A 14,625-nucleotide genomic window follows, 5' to 3' on the forward strand; every position below is an offset into this window, starting at 1 on the left:
CGATGCGCCCAGAATCCGGCCTGTTCATTCATCACTCGAGGAAACGGATATGGAAACGCGTGAACTGGGCCGGACCGGCCCGCGGGTGTCGGCAATTGCACTTGGCTGCATGGGGATGTCGGACTTCTACGGCCCGGCCGACCGCGACGAAAGCATCGCGACGCTGCACGCGGCGCTCGACCACGGCATCACGATGCTCGACACCGGCGATTTCTACGGGATGGGCGACAACGAGATGCTGATCCGCGACGCGCTGCGCGGCCGGGCACGCGACCAGGTGCTGATCAGCGTGAAATTCGGCGCGCTGCGCGATCCGGCCGGCGGGTTTGCCGGCTACGACGCGCGGCCGGTGGCGATCCGCAACTTCGTCACGTACTCGCTGAAACGGCTCGGCACCGACTACATCGACATCTATCGGCCGGCGCGCGTCGATCCGGCCGTGCCGATCGAGGAGACGATCGGTGCGATCGCCGATCTCGTGAAGGCCGGGTACGTGCGCCACATCGGCCTGTCGGAAGCCGGCGTCGACACGATCCGCCGCGCGGCGGCCGTCGCGCCGATCTCCGACCTGCAGATCGAGTATTCGCTGCTGTCGCGCGGCATCGAGGCCGGGATCCTGCCCGCGTGCCGCGAACTCGGGATCGGCATCACGGCCTACGGCGTGCTGTCGCGCGGGCTGCTGGGCGGACGCTGGAGCACGGCGCGGCAAGGCGAGCGCGATTTCCGTGCGGCGAGCCCGCGGTTCCAGGGAGAGAACCTCGCGCACAACCTCGCGCTCGTCGATGCGCTGCGCGCCATCGCCGACGAGAAGGGCAGCAATCCGGCGCAGGTCGCGATCGCGTGGGCGCTGTCGCGCGGCGGCGATATCGTGCCGCTGATCGGCGCGCGCAAGCGGACGCAGCTTCAGGATGCGCTGAAGGCGATTGAAATGCAACTAACGGTCGATGAGATTGCTCGCATCGAAGCGGCGGTTCCCGCCGGGGCGGCTGCCGGTGAGCGTTATCCGGCCGCACAGATGGCGCACCTCGACAGCGAGCAAGGCCGGGGGTCATCTCACGGGGACTGATCGGCGCGGATCGGCAATGGTTTCGGAACAGGCTCTGCATTCGGCTCGAATCCGGGGGCTGGGGCTGGGGCTGGGGCTGGTGCTGAGGCTGGTGCTGAGGCTGGTGCTGAGGCCGGGCTGGCAACCCCGATTGCGGTGCATGGCTGGCCTGGCCCGACTTGACGCCGGCGGCGCAGGTTTCGCCGGCCCACGGCGCGCCAGCCCATCGGCACAATCGCGCCGCCGCCCATCCGGCAAGCCCTAGCCAGCCTCAGGCAAAACCAGATGGCGAGCGGCGCGATCGGAGTTCACCATCGGCGCCGTACTCAACCGGACGGAATGCCTTTCATGCACCTTCATACGCTGACGATCATCGCGGTGGTCTTCCTGCTGGCCGGCGCGGTCAAGGGGATGATCGGGCTCGGGTTGCCGACGATCGCGATGGGGCTGCTGACGCTTGCGATGCCGCCGTCGGCCGCCGCGAGCCTGCTGCTCGTGCCGTCGTTCGTCACCAACGTGTGGCAGTTGTGGCTCGGCCCTTCGTTCGGGCCGCTGCTGCGCCGGCTGTGGCCGCTGCTCGCCGGCCTGACGATCGGCACGCTGACGGGCGGGCTGCCCGCGCTCGCGGCCGGCAGCACCTGGACGCATGCGGCGCTCGGCATGGTGCTGATCCTCTACGGGCTGTGGGGGCTGGCCGCCGCGCGGCTGCCCGCGCCGGGCCGCCATGAAAAATGGCTGTCTGCCGTGGTCGGCTACCTGACGGGTGTCGTGACGGCCGCGACCGGCGTGTTCGTCGTGCCGGCCGTGCCGTACCTGCAGGCGCTGCGGCTGTCGAAGGACGACCTGATCCAGGCGCTCGGGCTGTCGTTCACCGCATCGACGATCGTGCTTGGCCTGCAGTTGCGCGTGACGGGCGCGCTGGAGACGGTCGATCTCGGCGTGTCGGCGCTCGCGCTCGTGCCGGCGCTGGCGGGCATGGCTAGCGGGCAATATGCTCGGCGTGTGATGAGCGAGAAGGCGTTCAAGCGCTGCTTCTTCGTCGGGCTGATCGCGCTCGGCGCATACATGGCGGCTTCGGGATGGCTGTAAGCGGGCCTCGCTGACGAGCGCGATGCCCGCGATCCACTGTCCGTGACGTGCCCGAAGCCGGTTTCGACATCAGCCGGCTTCAGGCGCGTTCACCGGGCGCAGGTCACTTCGCTCAGGCCGGGTCGGCGTACTTCAGCGTCCAACCGAACGTGCGGGTCGCGCCCGCGCCGAGGGCAAACGGCTTCGTCGTACACGCGAAGTTCGAATGCAGCTGGCCGATCGGCGTCGTCGACAGCGGGTTCGTCGTGCCGTTCACCGTGTCGAAGGTCGACAGCGCGCAGGTGTCGAACCCGGACGCCGCATAGCCGGTCGCGGCGCTGTTCGCGTAGGTCACCGACACGCCGTCGCCGTTCGCCTGCGTCGACGCGAAATCCGCGAACGACGTGAAGTCCGTCTCGACCGACAGGTTGCCGGTGAGCGAGCCCGTGCTCAGCGTGTCGCTGCGGGCGACCGAGCCGTGCGCGAACGTCAGCACCGTATGCACCTGCAGGTCGAGATCCGTCGTGTACGCCGCGTTCTTCGACGCGAGCCGGAACTTCGCGGTATCGAACGACACGATCACCTGCCCGTTGTTTTGCTGGACGTTCAGGTTCTTGTAGTACGTGACGGGAATGTAAGTCTTCCCGTTGTACGACACCTGCGGCACCAGCAGCGCGTAGCCGAGATCGGTCGTGCCGTAGATCAGCTTGTCCGAGAACGGTACCGGGTAGTACGGCGTGTACGAGTTGTAGTCGGGCGCCTGGCTGAGATTCAGGTTGATCACGCGCCGGCCGTCGCGCACGGTGACGAGCGCCGCACTGTACGGATGCGCGGCGTCGCCCGGCTGGTTGTACCAGGTGAGCGTGTAGTGCGGCAGCGCGTCGAGCCACGCGTTGTAGTCCGTATCGGCCATCGGCGCCTTGCCGCCGAAGCCGAGCTTGTTCCACCACGCGTTCACGTACAGGTACTGGTGCAGCAGGCTGAAGTTTTCGCCCATCACGCGCGGCTTGCCGCGATACGCGTCCGTGCCGCGGCCCTTGACCCACATGTTCACCGACGGCGTCGGCAGCGACGGGTCGTACCAGTACGTGTCGAAACGCTGCGCGGCCTGATAGATGAACTTGTATGCAACCTGCTTCTCCTGGTCGGACAGCACGCCGGCATTGGCCGCGGCCGTCAGCACTTCCATGAACGCCGAATCGCCGTACGGGCCGATCGAGCGGCCGTAGTTGAAGCCCTGGCCGGTCGCGTTCAACTGCGGCAGGATCAGGTCGACCGACTTGCGCAGATAGCCCTTCAGCTCGGGCGTGAGGTTCGCCTCGTTGCCCATCTCGAACGTGCGCTCGGTCACTTCACCGATCAGCAGCGTGCTGTAGCGGTCGAAGCGCGCCTGGTCGTAGTAGGTCGTATGCGTGTTCGACGCTTCATCCGAGAACCCGCCCGACGAGTCGTTGCGGATATGGTTCGTCAGCGTGTACAGCAGCGCGTCGCGCGCACCCATCGTCGCGACCGAGGGATCGGTCTTCGATGCAAACGACGGGCTGCTCCAGCCGAGCTTCTGGCGCAGCCCGGCAATTCCGTAGGACACCGCATAGTAGTTCTGCGCGGTGTTGAGCGATGCGATGTCGATCGGCGTGCCGGCCGCGGGGCACGTATCGGTCTTGCCGCTCGCATCGGGGCCGAACATGTCGCAGAAGGTGAGCCGCCGCTGCAGCGTCGCGAGCATCGCGTCGCTGAAGACTTCGTTGAGCATCCCGTGCGCCTTCAGATTGTTCAGCGCGACGAGGTAGTAGTACTCGCCCCAGGACGTATTCGCATACGTGTAGTTGCTGCCCGACTGCGCCATCATCGCGGTCGTGATCGTCTGGTACGTCGCGAGGTAGCTGGCGTATTGCGGATCGTTCTTCGACTTCATGTCGATCAGGATGTACGACAGGCCGAGCGCGAGCTTGCCCGGCAGGAATTTGTCGCCGGTGTTCGTGTCGAGCACGTGGACCGGCGTGCCGTCGCCGAGATCCATCACGACCTGCGTGAAGTCGGACGATTTCCGGATCAGGTCGAACAGTGCGCGCATTTGGCCCATCATCGTGACCGGAATGTTCGCGCCGGGCGGCACGCTGGTGTCGGGCGCGCCGTAGACGAGCGCCTGCAGCGAGTTCGCTGCGAGCGTCGGTGTCGTGGACGGGGGCGGCGAAGATGACGACGGTGGCGGCGTGTCGGTCACGTCGTTGCCGCCGCAGGCGCTGACGAACAGGACGGAAAGGGCGCTGAGCGCGGCGCCGAGCGCGAATCTGCTGCGCGGATGCATTGTGTCTCCAGTTTTGAATAGTGATGAAGCACGGGCGGGTGTGGCCGTTGCCGCGCTCGATGCCCGTACCCGGCCGCCGTCTTGCAACCCTGATCCCTGAAGACGGACGGCCTGATTCACTTATCGAGCGGGCAAGCGTTCTCCCTGCACGGGCCGTGACCGGCGTCGTGCGGATGTATTGGAAAACGTTTTCCAAATTTAGGCAGCCATCGGCGTGATGTCAATGAACTTTCACGTCGGAAGGGGCGGGAAAAACCCGTAGGGTGGGAAGGCGGGAGTGAAGGGGGAGGGCGAAATTTTGCAGAATTTACCGGGATTTCTTCTTGGTAAGGCAGCGGGTGGCGAAGGATATCAATGCGGAAATGACGGCCGGAAGGAATGTCCGTCGATGCCAGCTCACTGGATTGAGAGAGAAAACGTTATCCATAAGGGTCGAGACGAATTCGACCGACATCGGGGCGCGATGGCGACGGGCAGCCACGCCGTTTCGTCGAGCCTAAAGCTGTGCCTCGATCGCCGTCTTGTCGATCACCGACCAGACCTGGCGGATCTTGCCGTCGTGAAACTCGTAGAACACGTTCTCGCAGAACGTGACCTTCCGGCCGTCGACGGCGAGCCCCATGAACGTCCCGCTCGGCGAACAGGCGAAGCGCAGCCGGCAGGCGATGCGCGGCGGCTCGCACACGAGCAGCCGGATGTCGAAACGGAGATCGGGAATGTCGCGGAAGTCCTGTTCCAGCATCGCGCGGTAACCGGAGAGGCCGAGTGGCCGGTCGTTGTGGATCACGTGGTCGGCGACATATTCGCCGAGCGCCGGCCAGTCCTGCCGGTTCAGGCAGTCGATGTATGCGCGGTAGCGGGTTGCGAGATCGGTGTCGGTCATGGCCGTGCCTCCGTATGTCGACGGGATGAGTCGGATGCGGCGCGCGTCACCGCGGCGTCGCTTCCCCCGACAGGAACGCGACGAACTCCCGCGTGTACTTCGGCAGCGCATCGAACGACCGCGCGCACAGCTTCAGCCTGCGGTGGCTCCACGAATCGGACAGCTCGACGAGTCGCACGTCCATCGTCTGCATCGCGCGCTCGGCCGCATGGCGCGACACGATGCCGATGCCCACGCCGCTCGCGATCACGCGGCAGATCGCATCGAAGCTCTTCAGCTGCACGCGATAGCGGATCCGCTTGCCGAGCGCGCGCGCCTGGTCGGCGAGATGCACCTGCAGTGCGCTGCCGTCGGTGAGGCCGATGAAGTCGGCATCGACGATCGAGTCGAATGCGACCTTCTCCTGCGACGCGAGCGGATGCGCGGCCGGCACGACGACGATCAGCCAGTCCTCGCGGAACGGCTTCTGTTCGAGCCCGCCGAGCCCGACCGAATCGGCGACGATGCCGACCTCGGCCGTCTTGTTGCGGATCGCATGCACGATCTCCTGGCTCGAGCGCTCCTCGACGCTGATCGACAGCTTCGGATGATGCGGCAGGTAGTCGGCCAGCGCGTCGGGCAGGTATTCGCTCAGCGACGCCGTGTTGCACAGCAGCCGGATATGCCCGCGCAGCCCCTGGCCGTATTGCTGCAGTTCGCCGCGCATGTGGTCGATCTGCTGCAGCACGGTGCGCGCGTGGTGTTCGAGCGCGCGGCCGGCATCGGTGGCCTGCGCCCCCGACTTGGTCCGGTGCAGCAGCGGCACGCCGAGCTCGTCCTCCATGCCGCGGATGCGCTCGCTCGCGGCCTGCAGCGTGATGTGGGTCCGCTCGGCGCCGCTCGTGATCGTGCCGGCCTCGCAGATGTTCAGGAAGAGCCGCAGGTCGGTCAGGTCGAAGCGCATGATGGGTGGGGCGATCGTATTGGAATGGCCGATAAGTTAGCAGGGAACCGCGGCCCGGGTCTCAGGCGCAGCTTGAGGCCCGATTCGCCGGTTCCGCATTTTCGGGGCGCGATCGATGGCGGATCATGGCCGCACATCAACCGGGGAGCCTGTCATGCAGATCGATCCGTCGTGGGGCGTGTCGTTCAAGATCGCGTTGCACGTGCTGTTCCTGTGCATCGGCATCGCGTGGGCCTGTTCCGAACTCGCCGCGTGGTTACGTTGAACGTCGCGGCGATCGCCGCCTCGTGCCTATTGAAACAAATCCGTCATAGTTTCCAGAGACGAAAATTCTTCCGCTTTCCTGCAAAAAGACCATCAAGTTTTCCTGAATCGGACCGTATTACCGGTAGCGAATGCCGGCCGGCATCCGGTTCGTGATCGTTTGTCATCATTGTTTGCATCCGGTTACACGTCGGCCGTTCCGTTTTTGAGATGCTTGAAAGATTGTCAAACCGGAGTCGGATCGTCCATGAAAACGCGCGAGATTCACCGCAACGCGGCGTGGCTGCCAGGCCTGGCAGCCGTGCTCGTCATGGCCGGTTGTGCAGGCACGCAGTCCGTTCCGCCGAGCGACACGCTGGCGGGAACGCCTTCGCCGTCGAGCCAGCCCGCCGCTGCGCCGTCGGCCAATACACCGCCGCCGGCGCCGATTCTCGTCGCGCAGAAGTACGTCGTGAAGCGCGGCGACACGCTGACGGGCATCGCGTCCGCAAACGGCTGCAGCATGGCCGACCTGCGCACCTGGAACAAGCTGGGCGCAAACGGCAGGCTGCGCATGGGGCAGGTGCTGCGCATCGTCAAGCAGCAGCCGTTGCCGGCGCCGGGCGCGGCCGGCACGCAGGTAGCCGCATCGTCGGCGTCGGGCAATGGCGCGGCGAGCAACCCGGCAGCTACGCAGACCATCGCGTCGAATGCGAGCGACCGTCAGGTCGTCAAGGAAACGAAGCGGCATGCGGGCGGCGTCGCGCTCAAGTGGCCCGCGAGCGGCAAGATCGTCGACGGCTTCCGGCCGGGGCAGAACCGCGGCATCCAGATCGCCGGCCGGCCGGGCGACCCGGTCCGCGCCGCGGCCGACGGCCGCGTGATGTATGCGGGCACCGGCTTGAACGATTACGGCAGCCTGATCATCGTCCAGCACAACGCGGATTTCCTGACCGCGTATGCGCACAACCGCAAGCTGCTCGTGAAGACGGGCGACATCGTGCGCCAGGGCGACGAGATCGCCGAGATGGGCGACCTCGACAACTCGCGCGTCGCGCTGCTGTTCGAAGTGCGACGCGACGGCAAGCCGGTCAATCCGATGCCGTATCTGCCTTCGTCGCAAGGGTGACGCCGGGCCGTTTCGCTGGAACGGCGCGGCGGTCGCTGCTACGCTAGGGTCTGTTCATGCAAGTCCCGCGCTTCGCGGGGCCGGCGGTCGTCTTTCGGGGATGCGCGGCGTAGGCCGTCGCGGGCCGGCCGCCGGCGTGAACGGGCACGCTGCTTCGACGCGTGCCCGAGCTGCTTCGTGCCACCGATTCCGACAGAACTCACGACATTCATGGAACACTCTCCGACACGCCGCTCGCTGTTGCTTGCCGCCGTTGCCGCGCCGTTCGTCGCCGCGTGCACGTCCGCGCCGGTCGCCGACCAGGGGCGCGCCCACACCGCCCAGGCTGAATTGACCGCGCTCGAGAAGGCCTCGAATGGCCGGCTCGGCGTCGCCGCGCTCGATACGTCGAACGGCGTGCGCATCGCGCACCATGCGCGCGAGCGCTTCCCGCTGTGCGGCACGTATGCGGTCGCCGCGGCGGCCGCGATGCTCGCGCGCGGCTCGCTCGACGCGTCGCTGCTGCCGCGCCGCATCCTGTACCGCCGCTATGAAATCGTTGCGGGCTCGCCGATCACGGAAAGCCACGTCGATACGGGCATGACGATCGAGCAGCTGTGCGTGGCGATGCTGCAGTCCGGCGACAAGGGCGCCGGCAACCTGCTGATGGGCGTGCTCGGCGGCCCGCAGGCCGTCACGGCGTTCGTGCGCGCGAGCGGCGACATGTCGTTCCGCCTCGATCACTGGGAACCCGAACTGAACAACGCCGCGCCCGGCGACGAACGCGACACGTCGACGCCGGTCGAGATGGTCGACACGCTGCAGCGGCTGGTGCTCGGCAACACGCTGCAGGAGCCGCAGCGCGCGCGACTGACGGAATGGATGGCCGGCGGCGCGCGCGGCGCGACCGGCATCGCGGCCGGCGTGCCGCCCGGCTGGCGCATCGCCGACAAGGCCGGCACGGGCGGTTACGGCACGACGACCGACATCGCGGTGCTGTGGCCGCCGTCGCGTGCGCCGATCGTGATGGCCGTGTCGTTCACGCAGCCGCAGGCCGCCGCGGCGGCCCGCGCGGACGTCGTCGCGTCGGCGGCGCGCATCGTGGCGGGCGCGCTCACCGCGACGGCCTGAGCGTCCCGCGCCTCGCGCAAAGCCGGCGTTTGGCTTATCGTGTCGGACAGTGCGCGCCGGGGTCGGCGCGCGGTCCTTCCGCGCCGTTTTTCCGTTTGCCTTCTTCATGCGCCGACTTCCGCCCCTGCACGCGCTGCAGATCTTCTCGACGGTGGCCCGCCACCGCAGCTTCACGCGCGCGGCCGAGCAGCTGTGCATCACGCAGGGCGCGGTAAGCCGGCAGATCCAGACGCTCGAGGCGCATTACGGTTTCCCGTTGTTCAAGCGGCATGCGAAGGGCCTCACGCTGACGGCGGAGGGCGAGCAGTTGCTGCCGGTGGTCAACGAGAGCTTCGCGCGGATCGAGGATATTTCGATGCGGCTCACGCGGCAGCGCACCGATCTCGCGCTGAAAGTGCCGACCTGCGTGATGCGCTGGATGCTGCCGCGCATCATGCGCTTCCAGGGCGAGCATCCCGATCTCCATGTGCAGATCACGACCGCGTGGCAGCACGTCGTCGATTTCTCGACCGAGCCGTTCGATGCGGCTGTCGTCTACGGCACGTCGCCGGGCGCCGGCGTGTTCGCGCTGCCGCTGTTCGACGAGCGGCTGACGCCCGTCTGCGCGCCCGAATTGCGGCAGACGTCGCCGCTCGATGCGGTCGGCGATCTCGCGCGCCATACGTTGCTGCATCCGACGCGTGACCACCGCGACTGGCGCGCGTGGCTCGATCACGCCGGCGAGCGCGGCGTCGATCCGGCACGCGGGCCGACGTTCGACACGCTCGATCTCGCGACGAACGCGGCGATGCAGGGCTTCGGCGTCGCGATCGGCGACGTGACGCTCGTCGACGACGACGTCAGCGCGCGCCGGCTGGAGCGCCCGTTCGACATCGTGCTCGAGACGGGCGCGCGCTATTTCTTCGTCTATCCCGAGAACCTCGGCAACCAGCAGAAGATCCGCGCGTTCAGCGACTGGATCGCGCGCCATCGCGATTGACCGGCGATCACGCAGGTACGCCGAACCGGCGCGCGGAATCCGTGGGATCCCGCGCGCCGGCGGACGGCTTTACTGGTACGTCACGACGGCGATCATCGGCGCCTGGTTGTTGCCCGAACGGTTCGGTAAAACGATTGCGCGCGAGGCCTGAGTAAAGGTCGTGGTCTTGATGGCCTGCTGGCTCGCCGCGTCGACGAACGCGATCTGGCCGGAGGCCGGGCGCGGACAGTCAGGACGGACCTGCCCGCGGGCGACATCGGCCGTATCGACCGCGAACGAGCAGGGCGGCTCGACGATCATGCCGGAAAAATAGATGGTGCCGGACGCGCCGGCGGCGAAGGACGAGGAAGTGGCCAGAAGCGAAGCAGCCAGGACGAACGAGGCGGCGATAGGGCGATGCTTCATGACAGGCTCCAGAGAGGAAGCGCGTCGCAGCGGGGCCGCTCGGGTGGCAGTCCGTCTAACGCTGCGATGCTGTATGCGTAAACGGCAAAACCATCGAAACTCTTGAGTGGAAAATTACCAATTTGGGATAGGAGCAAACGATTTCGTATTGCTGAATTCAATCTATGCCTGATTTGCGAGATATCAAATCAGGGTAATGCCGGTGGTGTACGCTCGACCGGAAAGCGGACGCCCAGTGCCGGTCGTCACGACAGGTCGTTGCGAAGTCAACGAGTTTACGGATCGTGGAAATGATGCGCAGGTGAATATCGGCGATCCAAAAGAAAACGGCCGCCCGGAAACGAGCGGCCGTTTTGCGTTGAAGCGGAAGGTGCGTCGTTCAGGCCGTGCGCTTGCGTACCGCGCCGACGACCACGAGCAGCACGATCGCGCCGATGATCGACGCGATCCAGCCCGCGCCCTGGCCCGGTGCGTACCAGCCGGCGGCGCGGCCGACGTAGCCGGCGACCAGCGAGCCGACGATGCCGAGCACGGTGGTCATCAGGATGCCCATCTTGTCGTCGCCGGGCTTGAGCGCGCGGGCGAGGAGGCCGACGATGAGCCCGACGACCAGGGTTTCGATGAATTGCAGCATGAACGCCTCCCTATTGCGGTTGAGCTGTTGACGAAAGAAAGTTGACCCGTGCGGCGCACAAGGGTTCCATGCGCGGCAGGGCGCCGCGTGGCGTGCGGAGTATCGCACGCCGGCTCGGCGCGCAGATGTCAGGCCGCCGGCGCGCCCGCCACCGGGTCGAGACGGCGATAGCCTTCGGTCGCGTTCAGCAGCGTGCGCGTGTAGTCGCGTGCCACTTGCCCGGCGCGTACGTCCTCGATCCGGAGCTGCTCGACGATCTGGCCATGCTGCATCACCGCGACGCGCTGGCACAGGAAGCCGATCACCGCGAGGTTGTGGCTGACGAGGATCATCGTCAGGTTGCGTTCGCGATGCAGGCGGCGCAGCAGGTTCAGGATCTCCGCCTGCACCGACACGTCGAGCGCCGACGTCGGTTCGTCGAGCAGCAGCACGCGCGGCTCGACGATCAGCGCGCGCGCGATCGCGACGCGCTGCCGCTGGCCGCCCGACAACTGGTGCGGATAGCGGAACCGGAACGCGGGGCCGAGGCCGACCTCGGACAGCGCGCGGGCGATGCGCGCATCGGTGTCGCCGATGCGATGGATCGACAGCGGCTCGCGCAGCGTCTGGTCGACCGTGAAGCGCGGATGCAGCGATGCGTACGGATCCTGGAACACCATCTGCACGTGACGGCGAAAGGCGCGATCGGGGGTGCCGCCCACCGGCCGGCCGTCGATCGACAGGCTGCCGGACGCGAGCGGCACGAGGCCCGTCAGCGCGCGCAGCAGCGTCGACTTGCCGGAACCCGATTCGCCGACGAGCCCGAACACCTCGCCGTCGCGCACCGCGAAGCTCGCGTCGCGCACGGCGTCGACGTGACCCGTGCGGGTCGGGAAACGGATCGATGCGTGATCGACGTCGATCATCGTGCGGCCTCCTGTCGATCGGCGGGCGTGCCGGCAGGCGACGCGGGTTCGAGCCACGCCGGATCGCGCCGCAGCACGGGCAGTTCGTCCGGCGGGTTCGCGAGCGGCGGGTTCGCCGCGAGCAGCCCGCGCGTATAGGGATGGGATGCGTCGCGCAGGTCGCGCGCGGCGCAGGTTTCGACCACGCGGCCCGCGTACATCACCGCGACGCGATCGCAGAACGACATCACGAGCGGCAGGTCGTGGCTGATGAACATCAGGCCCGTGTCGTGTCGCGCGATCATCGCGTCGAGCACGGCGAGCACCTGCATCGACACGGCGACGTCGAGCGCGGAAGTCGGCTCGTCGGCGATCAGCAGGCGCGGGCCGGTCGACACCATCATCGCGATCATCACGCGCTGGCCCATGCCGCCCGACAGTTCGTGCGGATACGCATCGGCGACGCGCGCCGGGTCGCGGATCTGCACGGCCGCGAGCGCGTCGACGATCCGTTCGCGCAGCGCGCGGCCGCGCAGGCCCGGCTCGTGCAGCCGGAACGCCTCGCCCATCTGCTTCGCGACCGTCATCACCGGGTTCAGCGAATATTTCGGATCCTGCAGGATCATGCCCATCTGGCTGCCGCACAGCCGCCGGCGTTCGCCCGGCGGCATCGCGAGCAGGTCGTGGCCCGCGAAGCGCATCGTGCGAGCCGACCAGCGCGCGGCGTCGGGCAGCAGGCCGAGCAGCGCGCGGCCCGTCAGCGACTTGCCGGAGCCCGATTCGCCGACGATGCCGAGCCGTTCGCCGGGCGCGAGCGTCAGCGACAGGTCGCGCACCGCGTCGGTGACGGTGCCGTCGTGGCCGCGAAAGCCGATCTTCAGGCCGTCGATCTCGCAGAGCGGCGCGGGCGAGGGGGCGGGATTCATCGGCATGTCATGCTCCATGGCGGGGATCGAAGACGTCGCGCAGCCCGTCGCCGAGCAGGTTGAACGCGAGGCTCACGAGCAGGATCGCGCAGCCGGGCAGCGTCGCGACCCACCATGCGTCGAGCAGCACGTTGCGGCCCGACGCGACCATGAAGCCCCATTCGGGGCTCGGCGGCTGCGCGCCGAGGCCGAGGAAGCCGAGGCCCGCGACGGTCAGGATGATGCCGGCCATGTCGAGCGTCGCGCGCACGATCACCGACGACATGCACAGCGGCACGATGTAGCGCAGCAGGATGCGCGGGCCCGACGCGCCCTGCAGGCGCGCGGCGTGAATGAAGTCGGCCTGCGCGATGCGGATCGTCTCCGCCCGCGCGAGCCGCGCATACGCGGGCCACGCGGTGATCGAGATCGCGACGACCGCGTTGATCACGCCCGGCCCGAGCGCGGCGGCGAACGCGAGTGCGAGCACGATCTTCGGGAACGCGAGTGCGATGTCGGTGATGCGCATCAGCACGCTGTCGACGAAGCCGCCGCAATAGCCGGCCGTCGTGCCGATCAGCAGGCCGATCGGCACGACGATCACGACGACGAGGATGGCGATGCCGAGCGTGAGGCGCGAACCGGCGATCAGCCGCGAAAGGATGTCGCGGCCGAGCTGGTCGGTGCCGAGCCAGTGCGACGGCGAGCCGGGCGGCAGCAGCCGGTCGGACAGCACCTGGCGCAGCGGATCGTGCGGCATGATCAGCGGGCCGACGATCGCGACGACGATCAGCGCGACGAGAATCGCGAGCCCGAACAGGTTGAGCGGATTCGCGGCGAAACGACGCCAGCGCCGGTACGCGAGGCCGAGTGCGGCCTGCGAGCGCGATGCGGGCGCGTCGGAGAGCAGCCACGCACGCAGGGTGAGACGCTCGGCATTCATGACTGGACGACCTTCGGCATGGGCGATGAGAGAAGCAGAGTGGAAGCGGTCATGTCGGGTCGGCCCTCAGCGCGCACGCGGATCGAACACGCGGTACAGCGCGTCGGTCAGCAGGTTGACGGTGATGAACATCGCGCCGATCACGAGCGTCGCGCCGAGCACCGCGTTCATGTCGGCGTTCAGCAGCGCGCCGGTCAGGTACGAGCCGAGCCCGGGCCACGCGAACACGATCTCGGTCAGCACCGAGCCTTCGAGCAGGTTGCTGTACGTGAGCGCGATCACGGTGAGCAGCGGCACCATGATGTTGCCGAATGCATGCCGCCAGATCACGCGCCGTTCCGACAAGCCCTTTGCGCGTGCGGTGACGATGTATTCCTGGCTCAGCTGGTCGAGCATGAACGAGCGCGTCATCCGGCTCAGGTACGCGACCGAGTAGTAGCCGAGGATCGCGGCCGGCAGCGCGATGTGCGACACCGCGTTGCGGAACACGTCCCACTCGCCCGCGAGCGCTGCGTCGATCAGCAGGCTGCCCGTGCGCGTGTCGACCATCCCGTCGTACACGGGATCGAGCCGGCCGGGCCCGCCAACCCAGTGCAGCCGCGCGTAGAACAGCAGCAGCCCCATCAGCCCGAGCCAGAACACCGGTACCGAATTGCCGATCAACCCGACGAAGCGCGCGACGTGGTCGATCGGCCGGTTGTGCTTCACGGCGGCCGCGACGCCGAGCGGCACGCCGATCGCGATGCCGATCAGCGTCGCGATCGTCGCCAGTTCGAGCGTGGCCGGGAACACGCGCCTGATGTCGTCGAGCACCGGGTTCGCGGTCAGCAGCGACACGCCGAGATTGCCGTGCAGCACGTCGCGCGCATAGATCAGGAATTGCGTGGCGAGCGGCTTGTCGAGGCCGAGCGCGATGCGTTCGGCCGCGTATGCGTCGGCCGACGCGCGATCGCCGAGGATGGCAAGCACGGGGTCGATCGGCACCTTGCGGCCGATCACGAACGTCAGCGCGAGCAGCCCCGCGAACGTGACGGCGAGCGTGAGCGCCCAGCGCAGCACGCGCAGGGCCCAGCGCACGGCCGGGCGCCGCGCGGGCAGCGTGCGCAGTGCTTCGAGGGAGGAGGCGGGAGTCGACATGCGGCGAAT

Annotated in this window: 14 protein-coding genes; 5 read left to right on the forward strand and 9 right to left on the reverse strand. The window is 67.6% G+C overall.

Annotation, left to right across the window (positions count from 1 at the left end; translation table 11 throughout):
* Positions 1-49 precede the first annotated feature (49 nt).
* Both CFB43_RS23030 and CFB43_RS23035 read left to right on the forward strand, forming a co-directional pair.
* Positions 50-1,066: an aldo/keto reductase gene (locus CFB43_RS23030; protein WP_089496704.1), complete on the forward strand. Its 1,017-nt coding sequence runs from the start codon at positions 50-52 to the stop codon at positions 1,064-1,066.
* 327 nt (positions 1,067-1,393) lie between these two features.
* Complete coding sequence (locus CFB43_RS23035) at positions 1,394-2,134, forward strand: sulfite exporter TauE/SafE family protein (RefSeq protein WP_089496705.1); 741 nt, start codon at positions 1,394-1,396, stop codon at positions 2,132-2,134.
* Positions 2,135-2,246: 112 nt separating this feature from the next.
* Here CFB43_RS23035 and CFB43_RS23040 read toward each other — a convergent pair whose 3' ends face one another.
* From CFB43_RS23040 to CFB43_RS23050, 3 genes are all read right to left on the reverse strand, one after another.
* Positions 2,247-4,421 carry a hypothetical protein gene (locus tag CFB43_RS23040; RefSeq protein WP_089496706.1) on the reverse strand — a complete coding sequence of 725 codons (2,175 nt, stop codon included), beginning with the start codon at positions 4,419-4,421 and terminating at the stop codon, positions 2,247-2,249.
* A 496-nt stretch (positions 4,422-4,917) separates the two neighbouring features.
* On the reverse strand, positions 4,918-5,304 hold the full coding sequence (locus CFB43_RS23045) for an ester cyclase (protein ID WP_089496707.1): 387 nt from the start codon (positions 5,302-5,304) through the stop codon (positions 4,918-4,920).
* Positions 5,305-5,350: 46 nt separating this feature from the next.
* The gene (locus CFB43_RS23050; RefSeq protein ID WP_089496708.1) at positions 5,351-6,247 is read right to left on the reverse strand and encodes a LysR substrate-binding domain-containing protein; all 897 of its coding nucleotides are present in this window, start codon (positions 6,245-6,247) and stop codon (positions 5,351-5,353) included.
* Between the two features lie 511 nt (positions 6,248-6,758).
* Between CFB43_RS23050 and CFB43_RS23055 the strand changes: the two genes are divergently transcribed.
* From CFB43_RS23055 to CFB43_RS23065, 3 genes are all read left to right on the forward strand, one after another.
* Positions 6,759-7,619, forward strand: a complete 861-nt coding sequence (locus CFB43_RS23055) for a peptidoglycan DD-metalloendopeptidase family protein (protein ID WP_089496709.1) — start codon at positions 6,759-6,761, stop codon at positions 7,617-7,619.
* A gap of 210 nt (positions 7,620-7,829) precedes the next feature.
* A complete protein-coding gene (gene bla / locus CFB43_RS23060) occupies positions 7,830-8,729 on the forward strand; it encodes a class A beta-lactamase (RefSeq protein WP_089496710.1) in 900 nt (299 codons plus the stop codon).
* A 106-nt stretch (positions 8,730-8,835) separates the two neighbouring features.
* Positions 8,836-9,708 (forward strand): LysR substrate-binding domain-containing protein, encoded by an 873-nt coding sequence (locus CFB43_RS23065; protein ID WP_089442238.1) that lies wholly within the window; start codon positions 8,836-8,838, stop codon positions 9,706-9,708.
* A gap of 69 nt (positions 9,709-9,777) precedes the next feature.
* Here CFB43_RS23065 and CFB43_RS23070 read toward each other — a convergent pair whose 3' ends face one another.
* From CFB43_RS23070 to CFB43_RS23095, 6 genes are all read right to left on the reverse strand, one after another.
* Positions 9,778-10,113 carry a type 1 fimbrial protein gene (locus CFB43_RS23070; RefSeq protein WP_089496711.1) on the reverse strand — a complete coding sequence of 112 codons (336 nt, stop codon included), beginning with the start codon at positions 10,111-10,113 and terminating at the stop codon, positions 9,778-9,780.
* Between the two features lie 379 nt (positions 10,114-10,492).
* Positions 10,493-10,747, reverse strand: a complete 255-nt coding sequence (locus CFB43_RS23075; RefSeq protein WP_089496712.1) for a GlsB/YeaQ/YmgE family stress response membrane protein — start codon at positions 10,745-10,747, stop codon at positions 10,493-10,495.
* 128 nt (positions 10,748-10,875) lie between these two features.
* Complete coding sequence (locus CFB43_RS23080) at positions 10,876-11,652, reverse strand: ABC transporter ATP-binding protein (RefSeq protein WP_089496713.1); 777 nt, start codon at positions 11,650-11,652, stop codon at positions 10,876-10,878.
* Positions 11,649-12,563, reverse strand: coding sequence for an ABC transporter ATP-binding protein (locus CFB43_RS23085; protein WP_089427230.1), 915 nt, complete (start codon positions 12,561-12,563; stop codon positions 11,649-11,651). The genes CFB43_RS23080 and CFB43_RS23085 overlap by 4 nt, the downstream gene beginning before the upstream one ends.
* 1 nt (position 12,564) lies before the next feature.
* The gene (gene nikC, locus CFB43_RS23090) at positions 12,565-13,479 is read right to left on the reverse strand and encodes a nickel transporter permease (RefSeq protein ID WP_089496714.1); all 915 of its coding nucleotides are present in this window, start codon (positions 13,477-13,479) and stop codon (positions 12,565-12,567) included.
* Positions 13,480-13,545: 66 nt separating this feature from the next.
* On the reverse strand, positions 13,546-14,616 hold the full coding sequence (locus CFB43_RS23095; protein WP_089496715.1) for an ABC transporter permease: 1,071 nt from the start codon (positions 14,614-14,616) through the stop codon (positions 13,546-13,548).
* Positions 14,617-14,625: the final 9 nt, after the last annotated feature.

This window comes from Burkholderia sp. AU15512 (genome assembly GCF_002223325.1).
In the GTDB taxonomy this organism is placed as follows: domain Bacteria; phylum Pseudomonadota; class Gammaproteobacteria; order Burkholderiales; family Burkholderiaceae; genus Burkholderia.